We start from the raw sequence: 14,842 nt of genomic DNA on the forward strand, positions 1-14,842 counted from the left end.
GATATTCTGCAGGGCCTCCCCAGGTGGCGGGATACCCCCAAGCGACATCAAAGGCTGTCACGACCGAATACCGACGACGCCGAAGACCGGCATCCCCAGAGACGCAACCCCCAGAGACGCAACCGAAGACAGGGCAAGGCATGTGCAGTGTGATTCTCCTGCGGCGACCCGATGCAACCTGGCCGCTGGTCGTCGCCGGGAACCGTGACGAGATGGTGGGGCGCCCCTGGCTCCCGCCGGCCCGCCACTGGCCCGACCGCCCCAACGTGGTCGCCGGGCTCGACGAGCTGGCGGGCGGCTCCTGGATGGGGCTGAACGACGAGGGGGTGGTGGCGGTCATCCTCAACCGCTTCGGCACTCTGGGGCCGGAGGCCGGCAAGCGGTCGCGCGGCGAACTGGTGCTGGATGCGCTCGACCATGCCGACGCCGCCGATGCGGCGCGCAGCTTCGCCGACCTCGACATCCGCGCCTATCGCCCGTTCAATCTGGTGATCGCCGACAACCGCGACGCTTTCCTGGTCGTCCACCGCGGCGCCAACCCGCGCCACCGGCCGGAGGTGTCGTCGATCCCCGCCGGCGTCCACATGCTGACCGCCTTCGAGCTGGACGACCCGCAGGACCCGCGCACCGCCTTCTACCGCCCGCTGTTCGAGCATGCCATTCCGCCGACCCTCGACGCGCTCGACGCGGAGACCTTCGCCTGGGGCGGCTGGCCGGAGCTGATGGCAAGCCGCATCTGGGAGGGCACGCCGGACGAGCGCGGCGCCATGGATTTCCTGCTGCCCAGCGGCTTCGGAACCTCGTCCAGCTCGCTTCTCGCGGTGCCGCGGGTGGAGCGTCCCGACCTGAACCCGATCTGGCACTTCGCCCCCGGCCGTCCGCACGCGGTGGACTACGTGCCGGTGGAACTGTGACGCGGCAACCGCACAATCCTGCCCTCCAGCCCCCGTCGTTGTGTTCGCGCACCCGGCTTGCTATATCACTCAGGCACATTCCTGGGCCGGCAAGCTCGCTTGACCGGTCCTTACGTATTTGGACGAAGACGCGATGACACGACGCCGGCGCATCTACGAAGGCAAGGCCAAGGTACTCTTCGAAGGGCCGGAGCCGGGCACCCTGGTGCAGTACTTCAAGGACGATGCCACCGCCTTCAACAACCAGAAGAAGGGCGTCATCACCGGCAAGGGGGTGCTGAACAACCGCATCTCCGAATATCTGATGAGCCGTCTGTCCGAGATCGGCGTGCCCACGCACTTCATGCGCCGCCTGAACATGCGCGAGCAGCTGGTGCGCGAGGTGGAGATCATCCCGATCGAGGTCGTCGTCCGCAACGTCGCCGCTGGCAGCCTGTCGCGCCGCTTCGGCATTCCCGAAGGCACGCCGCTGCCGCGGTCGATCATCGAATATTACTACAAGTCTGACGAGCTGAACGACCCGATGGTCTCGGAGGAGCACATCACCGCCTTCGGTTGGGCGGCTCCCCAGGATCTCGATGACATGGTCGCGCTCAGCTTGCGCGTGAACGACTATCTGTCCGGCCTCTTCCTCGGCATCGGCCTCAAGCTGGTGGACTTCAAGCTGGAGTTCGGCCGGCTGTGGGAGAACGAGGAGATGCGGATCGTCCTGGCGGACGAGATCAGCCCCGACAACTGCCGCCTGTGGGACGTCAAGACCAACGAGAAGCTGGACAAGGACCGGTTCCGCCAGGATCTGGGCCGCGTCGAGGAAGCCTATCAGGAGGTCGCGCGGCGCCTCGGCATCCTGCCGGAAGGCGGGCCGAGCGACGTCAAGGGTCCCAAGACGATCCAGTGACCGCCATCCAGCAACCACCCCTCCACCAACACCGTAAAGCGAGCGGACATCCGATGAAGGCCAAGGTTCACGTCACCCTCAAGCGCGGCGTTCTCGACCCCCAGGGCAAGGCCATTGCGCACGCGCTGCACACGCTGGGCTTCGACGGCGTCGAGGACGTCCGCGCCGGCAAGGTGATCGAGCTGCAGCTCAAGAGCACCGACGAGGCGACTGCCCGCAAAGAGGTCGAGGCGATGTGCAGCAAGCTTCTCGCCAACACCGTGATTGAGGACTACGCCATCGAGCTGGTGGCCTGATCCGCCGCCAGCCTTGATTCAGCGGTTTTCCGGAGTGGAGCGCGGCAGATGAGCGTTGAACATCTGGCCGCGCTCGACCCTATTTTCGCCGAATGCCTGCGCGTCGGCGGCCCGGTGATCCGTGACTTCACCCGGCCGACCGGTTTCGTCGGCCTGCTGCGTATGGTGATGGAGCAGCAGCTCTCCACCAAGGTGGCGCTGGCGCTCTGGGCCAAGCTGCAGGACCGGCTGGGCGGCACCGTCACCCCCGACGCCATCCTGGCGCTGGACGACGACAGCTTGCGCGCCTGCGGTTTCTCCCGCCAGAAGATCGGTTATGCCCGCGGCCTCGCCGAGGCGGTGGCGAGCGGGCGGCTCGATTTCGACATCATCCATGACCTGCCCGACGAGGAGGCGATTGCCCGGCTCGTCGCGCTGAAGGGCATCGGCCGCTGGAGTGCGGAGGTCTATCTGATGACCACGCTCGACCGGCCCGACATCTGGCCCATCGGCGATCTGGCGATCCAGCTGGGCGTCCAGCGGCTGAAGGGCTGGGCGGACAAGCCGACGGCGAAGCAACTGATCGAGGTGGCTGAGCCCTGGCGACCCCATCGCTCGCTGGCGGCTCGGCTGGTCTGGCACCATTACGTGGCGTTGCAGGAGCAGGCGAGGGCGGCGCGAGGTTTGCCGCCGTCGCGGTGATCGGAAAGCCTCATCCCGCCAGCACCGGCAGCCGCCACCCCGCCAGCGTGATCTCCACCGGCAGCCGCGCCAGCACGTCGCCGTCGCCCTGCACCGCGTCGGCGAACAGCCCGTCTCCGGCCGGTCCCTCGATCCGCACGCGCCTGACCGTCACCACCCGATAGTCCGGAAAGCGCGCCAGCCGCCCGGCGGTGACACCCCAGACATAGCGCAACGCATTCAGCCGCCCACCGCGCGGGAACAGGCAGACATGCAGCTCCGGCTCCGTCAGCCGCGCATCGGGCGCGCAGATGAAGCGGCCGCCGTAGAAATGCCCCTTGGCGACGATGACCGACGCCAGTTCCTGTGCCTCCCCGTCGTCCAAGATGACCCGATAGCGGTGGTCCGGCCGCGTCGCCAGCTGCACCAGCGTCTCCGCAACATAGGCGCCCTTGCCGATCAGCCGCTTCACCCTGGGATCGACCCGCTCCACCACCCGCGCGTCCAGCCCGACCCCGGCCATCAGCGAGAACACCCGCCCGTTCGCCTGCGCCGGCCAGATCATCGTCCGCTTTCCGCCGGCAATTGCCGCCGCGATGCGATCCGCATCCATCGTCAGGCCAAGTTCGGCCGCCAGCACATTGGCGGTGCCCATCGGCACGATGCCGAGCGGCAGAGGCTTGCCCGCCTCGGCATGGGTGGCCAGCCCGTTGATGACCTCGTTGATGGTGCCGTCGCCGCCGGCCGCCACCACCGCATCCACTTCGGCGGGATCGGCTGCGCGGGCGAACGCCTCCGCATCGCCGCGCCTGCCGGTCGGCCTGACTGTCACGCCGATGCCGCGTGCCTCCAGCCGGGCGACCACCGCGCGGAGCCGCCGTGCCCGCCGCCCGCCGGCGGTCGGGTTGTGGATCACCAGCAGCCGCCGCACGTCGATGGCCGCATCCTCGCCGCTGCCCGTGCCAACCGCCGGGTTTTCGCCCACCAGAACCGTGTCGCGCACCGATTCGCTCTCCCTGACCGGCGCCAGGGGCGCCTTCTGTTGCAGAACAGTGAAGGTCCTGCGGCGGTTCCGTTACAGTAAAACTGCGACGGTGTGACGATAGCCCAAATTGTTGTGACGAATAGGTGCGGCTGTTTCAAATCATTGTCAAGGCATGCTTCTTTCCTTTATACGGAAGTTGTCTTGATGGCCATCGGCCAGGGCGACGACGGAGCGGAAGATGGACGCCGTCCCAGCGGTCAAGCGTTACCGCAGCATTTGGATATCCGACGTTCATCTTGGAACGCGCGGCTGTCAGGCGGAATTGCTTCTCGATTTCCTGAAGCACACCGAATCGGATCACCTGTTCCTGGTCGGCGACATCGTCGACGGCTGGCGGCTGAAGAAAAGCTGGTACTGGCCGCAGGCCCACAATGACGTGGTGCAGAAGATCATGCGCCGCGCCCGCAAGGGGGTGGAGGTCTATTACATCCCCGGCAACCATGACGAGGCGGCGCGCGATTACGTCGGGCTTCAATTCGGCGGCGTGCATGTGGTGGACGAATGGGTCCACACCACCGCCGACGGCCGCCGCCTGCTGATCACCCACGGCGACAAGTTCGACGCGGTGGTGCGTTACGCCAAGTGGCTGGCCCTGCTCGGCGACCATGCCTACGTCACGCTGCTGCACGTCAACACCCTGTTCAACTGGGTGCGCCGCAAGCTCGGCTTCAATTACTGGTCGCTGTCGGCCTATCTGAAGCACAAGGCGAAGACCGCGGTCGAATTCATCGGCAAATACGAAGAAGCTTTGGGCGACGAAGCCCGCCGCCGCAAGGTCGACGGTGTCGTCTGCGGCCACATCCACACCGCCGAGATGCGCGACATCGAAGGAATCCTCTATTGCAACGACGGCGATTGGGTCGAGTCCTGCACCGCCTTGGTCGAGCACGACAGTGGCGCGCTGGAAATCATCCACTGGACGGAGGTCATGGCGCAGCGGCTTGCCACCACCGGTCCCAGCAGCAGCCCCACCGGCGGCAAGATCAAGGCGAAGGAACTCACGGCGAAGGAACGGGAAGCGGCGTGAACATCCTGATCGTCAGCGACGCCTGGCACCCGCAGGTGAACGGCGTCGTGCGCACAATCGGCACCGTGCGCGGAGAGTTGGAGGCGATGGGCCACAACGTCGAGGTGATCGGCCCCGATCGCTTCCGCACCCTGCCGATGCCGACATATCCGGAAATCCGGCTGGCGCTGGGGGCGAAGCGGCGGTTGTGGGCGATGATCGACGGCCTGCGGCCCGACTGCATCCACATCGCCACCGAAGGGCCGCTGGGCTTTGCCGCCCGGTCCTATTGCCTGAAGCACGGCAAACCCTTCACCACCGCCTACCACACCCGCTTTCCCGAATATGTGCGCGACCGCGCGCCGATCCCGCTGGCGCTGTCCTATGCGGTGGTGCGCCGCTTCCACAAGCCGTCCTCGGCGGTGATGGTGGCGACCCAGACCATCGAGGACGCGCTGACGACCCGCGGCTTCGCCAACATCCGCCGCTGGACCCGCGGAGTCGACACCGAGCTGTTCCGGCCCCGCGACAAGGACTTCCTCGATCTGCCGCGCCCGGTGTCGATGTATGTCGGGCGTGTGGCGGTGGAGAAGAACTTGGAGGATTTCCTGCGCCTCGACCTGCCCGGCACCAAGGTTGTGGTCGGCGATGGCCCGGCGCGGGAGGAATTGCAGCGCAGGTATCCCGCCGTCCATTGGGTCGGTGCCAAGCATGGCGAGGAACTGGCGAGGCATTATGCCGCCGCCGACGTCTTCGTCTTCCCGTCGCGCACCGACACCTTCGGGCTGGTTCTGCTGGAGGCGCTGGCATCCGGCGTGCCGGTGGCGGCCTATCCGGTGCCTGGACCGCTGGACGTGGTCGACGGCTCCGGTGCCGGCTGCCTGGACGAGGATCTGAAGCGCGCGGTCGAAGGGGCGCTGGCGATCCCGGCGCAGGCATGCCGCGACTATGCGCTGGGCTATTCCTGGCGCCGCTCGGCCGAACAGTTCCTGTCGAACCTGCGGCCGTTTGCGTAAGCGGGGAGGACACAGTCCCGCTCTCATTCGGCTTGGCGGCGGTCCTGCGGCGTGGTTCCATTTCGCGGAGCCACAACCCGCGCGAGGTCCCCGGCCATGACCCCCGACTTCCTGATCACCTCCCTGATCGTCGTTGCCTCGCCCGGCACCGGGGTGCTGCTGACGCTGGCGGCGGGGCTGTCGCAGGGCGCGCGGGCCAGCGCGGTGACGGCGTTCGGCTGCACGCTGGGCATCGTGCCGCACATGGCGGCGGCGGTGCTGGGACTTGCCGCCCTGCTGCACACCAGCGCGGTGGCGTTCCAGGGGCTGAAAATCCTGGGCGTGCTCTATCTGCTCTACATGGCGTGGGCGACGCTGAAGGAGCAGGGGGCGCTCAGTGTCCAGGCGGACCGGACGCAGCGCACCGCCGGACGGATGATCCTGCGGGCTGTGCTGGTCAATGTGCTGAACCCGAAGCTGTCGATCTTCTTCCTGGCTTTCCTGCCGCAATTTGTCAGCGAGTCCGATCCCCAGCCGCTGGCGCGCATGCTGGAACTCAGCGGCGTGTTCATGGCGCTGACCTTCGTGGTCTTCGTTGTCTATGGCCTGTTCGCCGCCGCGGTGCGCGATCAGGTGGTCTCCCGCCCGCGGGTGATGGGCTGGATGCGCCGCAGCTTCGCCGCCGCCTTCGCCGCGCTCGGAGTCAAGCTGGCACTGGCGGAGCGGTGAGGGGTCTGCCTCGCACCGGCCTCTGTTACGGAACCGCTGCCGCGTGCTAAGGTGCCGCCGGGCGCGTCGCCGGTGGTCCGTATCAGGGGCACCGGCAACGCGCCCGTTGTCGTACGTCTCCTGTTCCGGACCTTGATGCTGCATTCCCTCTACCGTGGCCTGACGACCGTTGCCGGGCCGGCGGTGCGCCTCTATCTCGACCGGCGCCGTGCCGCCGGCAAGGAAGACCCCGCGCGCCAGGCGGAGCGGTTCGGCATGGCATCGCAAGCCCGGCCGGCCGGTCCGCTGGTCTGGATCCACGCGGCCAGTGTGGGGGAGGCGAATTCGGTCCTCGTGCTGGTCCGCCGGCTGCTGGACGGCGCGCCTGACCTGACCGTGCTGATGACCACCGGCACCGTCACCTCGGCCGAGCTGATGGGCCGGCGGCTGCCGGCGCGTGCGATCCACCAGTATGTGCCGGTCGATCTGCCGGGCGCAGTCGACCGTTTCCTCGACCATTGGCGGCCCGATGCGGTGCTGTGGACGGAATCGGAGATCTGGCCGAACCTGCTGGCCGGCATCCGCGCCCGCTCCATCCCGGCCGCGCTGGTCAATGCCCGCATGTCCGAACGCAGCTTCTCGCGCTGGCGCAACGTGCCCGGGCTGATCGGCGGCCTGCTGTCGACTTTCCAAGTGACGCTGGCCCAGACCGAGGGCGATGCGGAGCGACTGCGCCGGCTCGGCGCTTCCGGCGTCGCCAGCGTCGGCAACCTGAAATTCTCCGCAGAGCCTCCCCCCGCTGTTGCCGATGCGATGGAGCCGCTGCGGGCATCCCTGGCCGGCCGGCCGGTCTGGCTGCTCGCCAGTTCCCATCCGGGAGAGGACGAGATCGCCGCGGCGGTCCATGCTGCGCTGGCCCCGGTGCTGCCCGGCCTGCTGACGGTCGTCGCCCCACGCCATGCCCATCGCGGCGATGCCATCGCGGAGCTGATGCGCGCCCGCGGCCTGTCGGTTCTTCAGCGGACCGCCGGGCATCGCCTGCCGGGGCCTGAGCATGCCGTCTATGTCGCCGACACCATGGGCGAGCTTGGGCTGTTTTACCGTGCGGCGCCGGTGGTGTGCATGGGCGGCTCTTTCATCCCCCATGGCGGACAGAACCCGGTGGAGCCGGCGCAGCTGGGCTGTGCCGTGCTCTATGGTCCGCACATGTTCAATTTCGGCGAGATCACCCACATGCTGGAGGCTGCCGGCGGCGCCCTGCCGGTGGCCGACGGCGAGGCGCTGACCCGCGAGGCGCGCCGGCTGCTGACCGATGACCGGGCGCGCGAACGCATCGTCGCAGGGGCGGCGCGGGTGACCGCGGACAACCGGCGGATCATCGACCGGGCGCTGGCGGCGCTGGCCCCGGTGCTGGGCGCCGCCGGCATCCGGACCGCTGCCTGAGGGGACGCGCCGCCGTGAAGACCCCCGCCTTCTGGTACCGGCCGCCCGGTCTCGCCTCCACCCTGCTGGCGCCGCTGGGGGCGCTCTATGGGCTGGCCGGGCGGCGGCGCATCGCCGGGACCGTTCCGCGCAAGGTCGGCGTTCCGGTGGTCTGCGTCGGCAATCTGGTGGCGGGCGGCGCCGGCAAGACGCCGGTCGGGTTGGCCCTGATCGCGGCCTTGCAGGTCCGCGGCGTCGCCGTCCATGCGCTGACCCGCGGCCATGGCGGGCGGGAGGCCGGTCCGCTGGCGGTCGATCCCGGTTGCCATACCGCCGCCGATGTCGGTGACGAGGCGCTGCTGCTGGCCGGGGCGACACCCTGTTGGGTGGCGCGCGACCGGCTGGCAGGGGCGGAGCGCGCGGTTGCCGCCGGGGCCGAGGCAATCGTCATGGACGATGGGTTCCAGAACCCGGCGCTGCACAAGGATCTGTCGCTGATCGTCGCCGACGGCGCGGTCGGTTTCGGCAACGGCCGGCTGGTGCCGGCAGGGCCGCTGCGGGAACGGGTGGCCGAAGGCCTCGCCCGCGCCGATGCGCTGGTGATCCTGGGCGAGGACCGCCACGGTCTGGCCGTGCTGGCCGGCGGGCGCCCGGTGCTGGCGGCCCGGCTGGAACCCGATCCGGAGGCCGCCGCCCGGCTCGCCGGCCGCGATGTGCTGGCCTTCGCCGGCATCGGCCGGCCGGAGAAGTTCTTCGCGACGCTGGAGGCGCTCGGCGCCCGCATCGCGGAGCGTGTGCCCTTCGCCGACCACCATCCCTACCGCCCGGCCGAAGTGGTGGCGCTGATCGACCGCGCCGCGACGCTGGGCGCCTTGCCCGTCACTACCGCCAAGGACGCCGTCCGCCTGCCGCCGGAGCTGCGGGCGAAAATCGCCGTCCTGCCGGTGTCGGTGCGCTGGGCCGATGAGAGCGCGCTCGCCGCGTTGCTGACGCATGTTTCGCTGAAAGGAAGCCCCGATGGCCAAGCCGCGTAGCCCGTTTCAGAAATGGCTGACGCGTCGCATTGGCTATCCGGTGGAGGCGCTGCTGGTCCATGGCGTCTGCGGCCTGTTCCGGGCGCTGCCGCTCGACCGCGCTTCGGCGCTCGGCGGCTGGATCGGCCGGACGGTGGGGCCGTGGCTTCCCAACAGCGCCCGTGCCCGGCGCAACCTGACCCGTGCCTTCCCCGAGAAGGGCGGGGCGGAGATCGAGGCAATCCTGCGCGGCATGTGGGACAATCTCGGCCGCACCATCGCCGAATACCCGCATCTGGAGCAGATCGGCCGCGAGCGGATCGAAGTGATCGGCATCGAGCATGTCGATGCGCTGCGCGAGGACGGCAAGGCCGGTATCCTGGTCTCCGGCCATCTGGCGAACTGGGAGGTCCAGTCGGTCGCCTCCCGCATGCTGGGGCTGGAACTGGGGCTGGTCTACCGCGCGCCCAACAACCCGATGGTCGGCGAGCTGCTGGTGAAGCTGCGCGGGGCGGCGACCGGCACCCAGATTCCCAAGGGGCCGGACGGTGCCAAGATCCTGTTGCGCCACCTGACCAGGGGCGGCCATGTCGGCATGCTGATTGATCAGAAGATGAATGACGGCATCCCCGTGCCCTTCTTCGGCCGCGACGCCATGACCGCACCGGCGGCGGCCGTTCTCGGCATGAAGATGAAACTTCCGCTGTGTCCGGCACGGACCGAGCGGCTGGAGGGCGCCAATTTCCGCGTCACCGTCCTGCCGCCGGAGGAATACCCGACCAGCGGCGACCGCAATGCGGATGCGCGAATTCTTATGGAAAGGCTGAACCGCCTGTTGGAGGATTGGATCCGCGACAAGCCGGAACAATGGCTGTGGATCCACCGCCGCTGGCCCGACTGAGCGCCCAAGCCTCTTGCCTGAGCCCGCTGCCCCTAGTTTGAAGGCCGTCCCGCGATGACCCTGCCGCTCGACCTCCATCTGCTGCAACTCTATATGGTCGCCGTCTGTGTGCTGGTCCTGGCACCGGGACCGGATTCGCTTCTGGTGCTGACCCGCAGCATCGCCGATGGCCGGCAGGCGGGCGTGGTGGCCACCATCGGGATCTGCGTCGGCAACACCGTCCATTCGCTGCTGGCCGCCGCCGGCATCTCCGCCCTGATCGCGGCGTCGGCGTCGCTGTTCGACCTGCTGCGCTATGCCGGCGGCGCCTATCTCGCCTGGATCGGCTTCCGGTCGCTGTGGAGCGTCTGGGCCAGCCGCGGTGCCGAACCCGCTCCGTCCATCGAGGCCCCGGCCCCGGCGGGTACGGGCCGCGTCTTCGTCCAGGCGCTGCTGACCAATCTGCTGAACCCGAAGATCATCCTGTTCCAGCTGGCCTTCGTGCCCCAGTTCATCGCTCCCGAGCTGGGCCATGTGGCGTTGCAGACCTTCATCCTCGGCAACATCATCTCGGTGCTGGGCGGCCTCTATCTGGTCGGCATCGCCGCGCTCAGCGCCGGTGCCGCGCGGCGCGTCCTGTCCAGCCCGCGGGTCCGCACGGCGCTGGACGGCATCGCCGGCGTGCTGTTCCTGGGGTTCGCGGTGCGGCTGCTGCTGACCGACCGCAAGTTCGCGTGAGAAGGCCGGTGAAGGCCCTTGTCATGGCTCCCTTGCGTCCTCACCACGGATCGTCCTCGTCCTCCGCCCCGGCGTCGACGTCGAATGTCGCCGCCTGCCGCACCACCGGATGGCTGTCCTTCCATTCGTCGAAATCCGACACCAGCGCCGGACGGATGCCGAGCGCCAGCACCGGGCAGCCGCCGCCGCGGCCGGCATCCAGCCGGTAGAGCAGCTTCTTCATCCAGGTGGTGCTGGCACCGTACTTGTTCTGGAAGTTCTTCATCTCGACCCGCCGCGCCACCTCGGTGAACAGCGGGATCAGTTCGGCGCTGCGGGTCAGCAGGACGCCGGCATTGATGATGCCGCATTCGTAGAAGGTGCGGGCGGCGTAGAGGTCGCGGTCAAAGGTCTGGTCCTTGCTGTTCCATTCCAGGTCGAAGGACACCCGCCCCTTCACGAAGTCGATCTTGTGCCCGTCGATGAAGCCGTTGACCTTGTACAGCTCCTCGCGCTGGCGCTGCTCGGTGACGGTCTGGCCGCGGTTCTTGCCGGCGACGCGGCGCTTCTCCTCGTGCGTCACGATCATCTTGGTAATGAACAGGTCGCCGCGGATGCGCGTCTCGTTCCAGCCCAGCGGGTTCAGCATCCGCTCCATCGTCTTGGCGATCTGCGATTTGTTGCCGCCGGATGCCACGATGTCCTCGGTGCGGATGCGGAACTCCATCAGCCGTTCTGTGATCTCGCGGAACTCGGCCGTGCAGGCATGGGCCAGGATGCGCGCGGCGTTGCGGTAGCTGTGCACCTCGTACAGCTCGAGGAAGCCGGGCGGGAACAGGTCGCCCAGATCGGGATCCCGCGCCTCGATCAGCGGGGCCTTGTCGTGGATGCAGGCAAGCAGGTTCATGACGGCACATGCGCGATGGAAAACGGCGCCACCATGGCGGCTGCCGCGGGGCAAATCCACCCTTTCGGTCCGATGACCGCCGGAAGGGGGCCGACTGGCGGTCATTCCCCGACATATGCTAAGGTCGCCCGCGCTTTGGGCCGCGCGTCTGGGTGGAAAAAGCGCGGCAAGTTCGCCGGGAGACCGTGATGAGCGACGAATTCCTGTTCGCGGAGGAGGAGCCCGCCGTCGAGGCGGTTGCCGAGGCTGCGGAGCCGGTCGAACCCTGGCTGATCCTGATCGTCGACGATGACCCGGCCATCCATGCCACCACCAAGATGGTGTTGCGCGGCTTCACCTTCGAAGGACGCCCGGCGCAGTTCCTGTCGGCCGCCACCGCGGCGGAGGCGCGCGGGGTTCTGCGCGACAACCCGGCCATCGCGGTGATCCTGCTGGACGTCGTGATGGAATCCGACGATGCCGGCCTGCGGCTGGTCCGCTACATCCGCAGCGAGCTGAGCAACCGCCGTGTGCGCATCATCCTGCGCACCGGCCAGCCGGGGCAGGCGCCGGAACGCGACGTCATCCTCAGCTACGACATCAACGACTACAAATCGAAGACCGAGCTGACGGCGCAGAAGCTGTTCACCTCCGTCGTCGCCGCGCTGCGCGGCTATCAGGACATCACCGCCATCGAGGATCACCGGGAGGGGCTGGAGCGCATCCTGGACTCTTCCTCCACCCTCCTGGGCAAGCGGACGATGGCAGAGTTCGTCCGCCATGCCGTGGCGCAGATCGTCGGTGTCTGTCCGCCCGCCAATGGACCGACGTCGGGCGGGGTGGCGCTGGTCAGCCGCCTGTGCGACGGGCCGCGCCCGGCGGAGCCGCTGGTGCTGGGCGGTGCCGGCTGCCATGTCGGGATGGAAGGCATCCCGCTGTTCCTGGCGCTGCCGCCCGACGCGGCGCAGGCGGTCACCGCGGCACTGGCCGATGGCCGCAACCGCTATGAGCGCGGGCACAGCGTTCTGGTCTTCCGCTCCGCCACCCGCCGGCACGACACCGTGGTCTATCTCGGGCATGGCCGCGCCCTGACGGCCGACGAACGGCGGCTGCTGGAGGTGTTCTGCGCCAAGGTCGCCATCGGTTTCGACAATGTCCACCTGTACGAGGAACTGACTGAGCTGAACCGCAGCCTGGAACGGCAGGTGGCGGAGCGCACTCAGGATCTGGTGGCGGCGCGCGTGGCGGCCGAGGCGGCGCGGTCGGAGGCGGCCAATCAGGCAAAGTCGCTGTTCCTGGCGACCATGAGTCACGAGATCCGCACGCCGATGAACGGCATCCAGGGCATGCTGGAACTGCTGGAGCACACCAGCCTGACCGGCGACCAGCGCGAACTGGTCAGCGTGGTGCGGGAATCGGCCGGCGCCCTGCTGACCATCATCAACGACATCCTCGACTTCTCCAAGATCGAGGCCGGCCGGCTCGACCTGGAGCGGGTGCCGGTGGCGCTCGCCAATGTAGTGGAGGGGGTGGCCGACACGCTGGCGCCGGGTGCCAGGGCCAAGGGGCTGTCGCTGGTCACCTACATCGACCCCGACCTGCCGGCGGAGGTCGTCGGCGATCCGGTCCGCATCCGGCAGGTGCTGTTCAACATCGCCGGCAATGCGGTGAAGTTCACCCAGTCCGGCTCGGTCACCGTGCGGGTGGAACTGGCGCATTTCGATGGCGACCGCGTCATCATCCGCGTCGCGGTGACCGACACCGGCATCGGCATCTCCAGGGAGAACCAGACCCGCCTGTTCCGCCCCTTCACCCAGGCGGAGGCATCGACCACCCGCCGCTTCGGTGGCACCGGGCTGGGGTTGTCGATCTGCCGGCGTCTGGCCGAGCTGATGGGTGGCGACATCGGCGTCAACAGCGAGGTCAATGTCGGTTCCACCTTCTGGTTCACCTTCGCCGCCGATCTGGTTGCGATGGACGAGCAGGCCATGGTGCAGCGGGCGCCGCTTCAGGGGGTGACCGTCCTGCTCCTGGCGGCGGATGCGCAGGAGCGCGGCTTTCTCGCCCGCTACCTGAATGCCGACGGCGCGCAGGTGGTGGAGGCGGCCGATGCCGGCGCCGCCTTGCGCACCCTGCTGCCGACCGCCGCCTGCGATGTGCTGGTCTCGACGCTCGGCAGCGACACCGCAGCGCTGGACCGCGACCCGCGCGGCCGGGTGCGCGGGCGCGTGGTGATCGGCGGCGACGCGCTGAGTTCCGGCGATGCGGCGGAGCTGGGTACCTCCGGTGCCGGCACCGTGGTGCTCGGCCGGCCGGTGCGGCGGGTCGGGCTGGTCCGCGCCGTCCTGGCTGCCGCCGGCCGGATGGCGGCGGGGGAGGGCGGGCGCGCCGACCGGCAACCCGCCCCGGAGCCTGCCGCTCCGGCCGCCGGCCACCGCCGCCTGCCCACGGTGGAGGAGGCGCGGGCACGGGACCGGCTGATCCTGGTGGCGGAAGACCATCCGACCAATCGTCAGGTCATCCAGCGCCAGCTGACCCTGCTCGGCCATGTGATGGAGACGGCGGAGGACGGAGCCCAGGCACTGGCCCTGTGGCGGGCCGGCGGCCATGGCCTGCTGCTGACCGACTGCCAGATGCCGGAGATGGACGGCATGGAACTGGCCCGCAGCATCCGCGCCGCAGAGGGGGAAAGCGGCGCTCGCCTGCCCATCGTCGCCATCACCGCCAACGCGACGGAGAACGAGGCCCAGCTTTGCCTTCTCGCGGGCATGGACGACACGCTGGCGAAGCCGGTCAGCCTTGCCGACCTGCGTCGGGTGGTGGACCGTTTCCTGCCCCCGCCGGACGGTGAAAGCGGGGAGGGAGAGGAATTGGACGATCGGTCTCAAAATACTGAATCGGTGACCGCTGGGTTGCAGCAACCAACACCTGAGCTGTCACCCCGGGCCGCCCCCGCCCCCGCCGACCTGCCGCCGCTCGACCTCGAGGCGCTGACAGCGCTGTTCGACGGCGACAGCGAGTTCGTCCGGCATCTGCTTGGCGAGTTCGTGACCTCCAACAGCGCATCGCACCATTGGCTGGTCGACGCGCTGGCCGGCGAGATCTGGGACGAGGTGCGGCAGGCCGCCCACAAGCTGGCGGGTTCCTCGCGCACTGTCGGCGCCCGCGACCTCGCCGCCGCCGCCGATGCGGTGGAACTGGCGGTGATCGACCACCGGCTGGAGGGCATCGCCGATATGGTCGCCCGCGTTGGCGTGGAACTGGACCGGGTCGTCGCCCATATCGAGACGGTCTGATTTCGCACCTGCCGAGGCTGTAGCGAAACCGACATGAGCGTCCCCTTGTCGCCTTTGCGACACGGGGAGGGCGCTTTCCGACTTTTGAAAATCTTCAGTGTTTTTC

14 protein-coding genes are annotated in these 14,842 nt (G+C 68.7%); 12 read left to right on the forward strand and 2 right to left on the reverse strand.

Going from position 1 to position 14,842, the window contains the following annotated elements; genetic code table 11:
- The first annotated feature begins 140 nt into the window (after positions 1–140).
- The 4 genes from GBZ48_RS13740 (at position 141) to GBZ48_RS13755 (ending at position 2,789) form a co-directional block, all read left to right on the forward strand.
- Entirely contained in the window at positions 141–914 is a 774-nt protein-coding gene (locus GBZ48_RS13740) for an NRDE family protein (protein WP_174471556.1), read from the forward strand.
- 133 nt (positions 915–1,047) lie between these two features.
- A complete protein-coding gene (gene purC, locus GBZ48_RS13745; RefSeq protein WP_042697247.1) occupies positions 1,048–1,812 on the forward strand; it encodes a phosphoribosylaminoimidazolesuccinocarboxamide synthase in 765 nt (254 codons plus the stop codon).
- A gap of 53 nt (positions 1,813–1,865) precedes the next feature.
- Positions 1,866–2,108: a phosphoribosylformylglycinamidine synthase subunit PurS gene (gene purS / locus GBZ48_RS13750; protein WP_014246942.1), complete on the forward strand. Its 243-nt coding sequence runs from the start codon at positions 1,866–1,868 to the stop codon at positions 2,106–2,108.
- 48 nt (positions 2,109–2,156) lie between these two features.
- Positions 2,157–2,789, forward strand: a complete 633-nt coding sequence (locus tag GBZ48_RS13755) for a DNA-3-methyladenine glycosylase family protein (protein WP_174471557.1) — start codon at positions 2,157–2,159, stop codon at positions 2,787–2,789.
- A gap of 10 nt (positions 2,790–2,799) precedes the next feature.
- Here the strand turns inward: GBZ48_RS13755 and GBZ48_RS13760 are convergent, their stop codons facing one another.
- Positions 2,800–3,771 carry a YegS/Rv2252/BmrU family lipid kinase gene (locus GBZ48_RS13760; RefSeq protein WP_174471558.1) on the reverse strand — a complete coding sequence of 324 codons (972 nt, stop codon included), beginning with the start codon at positions 3,769–3,771 and terminating at the stop codon, positions 2,800–2,802.
- A 220-nt stretch (positions 3,772–3,991) separates the two neighbouring features.
- On the opposite strand from GBZ48_RS13760, the gene GBZ48_RS13765 reads away from it, so the two are divergent.
- The 7 genes from GBZ48_RS13765 to GBZ48_RS13795 all read left to right on the forward strand — a co-directional run bounded on the left by GBZ48_RS13765 (position 3,992) and on the right by GBZ48_RS13795 (position 10,575).
- Positions 3,992–4,840 (forward strand): UDP-2,3-diacylglucosamine diphosphatase, encoded by an 849-nt coding sequence (locus tag GBZ48_RS13765; protein WP_174471559.1) that lies wholly within the window; start codon positions 3,992–3,994, stop codon positions 4,838–4,840.
- The gene (locus GBZ48_RS13770) at positions 4,837–5,835 is read left to right on the forward strand and encodes a glycosyltransferase (protein ID WP_174471560.1); all 999 of its coding nucleotides are present in this window, start codon (positions 4,837–4,839) and stop codon (positions 5,833–5,835) included. The genes GBZ48_RS13765 and GBZ48_RS13770 overlap by 4 nt, the downstream gene beginning before the upstream one ends.
- A 96-nt stretch (positions 5,836–5,931) precedes the next feature.
- On the forward strand, positions 5,932–6,543 hold the full coding sequence (locus GBZ48_RS13775) for a LysE family translocator (protein WP_174471561.1): 612 nt from the start codon (positions 5,932–5,934) through the stop codon (positions 6,541–6,543).
- Positions 6,544–6,678: 135 nt separating this feature from the next.
- Complete coding sequence (locus GBZ48_RS13780) at positions 6,679–7,965, forward strand: 3-deoxy-D-manno-octulosonic acid transferase (protein WP_174471562.1); 1,287 nt, start codon at positions 6,679–6,681, stop codon at positions 7,963–7,965.
- Between the two features lie 14 nt (positions 7,966–7,979).
- Positions 7,980–8,978, forward strand: coding sequence for a tetraacyldisaccharide 4'-kinase (lpxK, locus tag GBZ48_RS13785; protein ID WP_174471563.1), 999 nt, complete (start codon positions 7,980–7,982; stop codon positions 8,976–8,978).
- Positions 8,962–9,858 (forward strand): LpxL/LpxP family acyltransferase, encoded by an 897-nt coding sequence (locus tag GBZ48_RS13790; protein WP_174471564.1) that lies wholly within the window; start codon positions 8,962–8,964, stop codon positions 9,856–9,858. Before lpxK ends, GBZ48_RS13790 begins: the two co-directional genes overlap by 17 nt.
- A gap of 54 nt (positions 9,859–9,912) precedes the next feature.
- On the forward strand, positions 9,913–10,575 hold the full coding sequence (locus GBZ48_RS13795) for a LysE family translocator (protein WP_174471565.1): 663 nt from the start codon (positions 9,913–9,915) through the stop codon (positions 10,573–10,575).
- Between the two features lie 40 nt (positions 10,576–10,615).
- On the opposite strand, the gene GBZ48_RS13800 is transcribed toward GBZ48_RS13795, so the two are convergent.
- Positions 10,616–11,461, reverse strand: a complete 846-nt coding sequence (locus GBZ48_RS13800; RefSeq protein ID WP_174471566.1) for a BglII/BstYI family type II restriction endonuclease — start codon at positions 11,459–11,461, stop codon at positions 10,616–10,618.
- Between the two features lie 188 nt (positions 11,462–11,649).
- Between GBZ48_RS13800 and GBZ48_RS13805 the strand changes: the two genes are divergently transcribed.
- Positions 11,650–14,736, forward strand: coding sequence for a hybrid sensor histidine kinase/response regulator (locus tag GBZ48_RS13805; RefSeq protein WP_174471567.1), 3,087 nt, complete (start codon positions 11,650–11,652; stop codon positions 14,734–14,736).
- The last annotated feature ends 106 nt before the right edge of the window (positions 14,737–14,842 follow it).

Origin of the sequence: Azospirillum melinis (assembly GCF_013340935.1) — a bacterium.
In the GTDB taxonomy this organism is placed as follows: Bacteria; Pseudomonadota; Alphaproteobacteria; order Azospirillales; family Azospirillaceae; genus Azospirillum; species Azospirillum melinis.

Bases quoted from the DNA above. Each gene is read 5' to 3' on its own strand.
- GBZ48_RS13755 (WP_174471557.1), top strand. From the start codon at position 2,157: ATGAGCGTTGAACATCTGGCCGCGCTCGACCCTATTTTCGCCGAATGC.
- GBZ48_RS13795 (WP_174471565.1), top strand. From the start codon at position 9,913: ATGACCCTGCCGCTCGACCTCCATCTGCTGCAACTCTATATGGTCGCC.
- purC (WP_042697247.1), top strand. From the start codon at position 1,048: ATGACACGACGCCGGCGCATCTACGAAGGCAAGGCCAAGGTACTCTTC.
- GBZ48_RS13790 (WP_174471564.1), top strand. From the start codon at position 8,962: ATGGCCAAGCCGCGTAGCCCGTTTCAGAAATGGCTGACGCGTCGCATT.
- GBZ48_RS13740 (WP_174471556.1), top strand. From the start codon at position 141: ATGTGCAGTGTGATTCTCCTGCGGCGACCCGATGCAACCTGGCCGCTG.
- GBZ48_RS13775 (WP_174471561.1), top strand. From the start codon at position 5,932: ATGACCCCCGACTTCCTGATCACCTCCCTGATCGTCGTTGCCTCGCCC.
- GBZ48_RS13765 (WP_174471559.1), top strand. From the start codon at position 3,992: ATGGACGCCGTCCCAGCGGTCAAGCGTTACCGCAGCATTTGGATATCC.
- GBZ48_RS13780 (WP_174471562.1), top strand. From the start codon at position 6,679: ATGCTGCATTCCCTCTACCGTGGCCTGACGACCGTTGCCGGGCCGGCG.
- GBZ48_RS13805 (WP_174471567.1), top strand. From the start codon at position 11,650: ATGAGCGACGAATTCCTGTTCGCGGAGGAGGAGCCCGCCGTCGAGGCG.
- purS (WP_014246942.1), top strand. From the start codon at position 1,866: ATGAAGGCCAAGGTTCACGTCACCCTCAAGCGCGGCGTTCTCGACCCC.
- GBZ48_RS13800 (WP_174471566.1), bottom strand. From the start codon at position 11,461: ATGAACCTGCTTGCCTGCATCCACGACAAGGCCCCGCTGATCGAGGCG.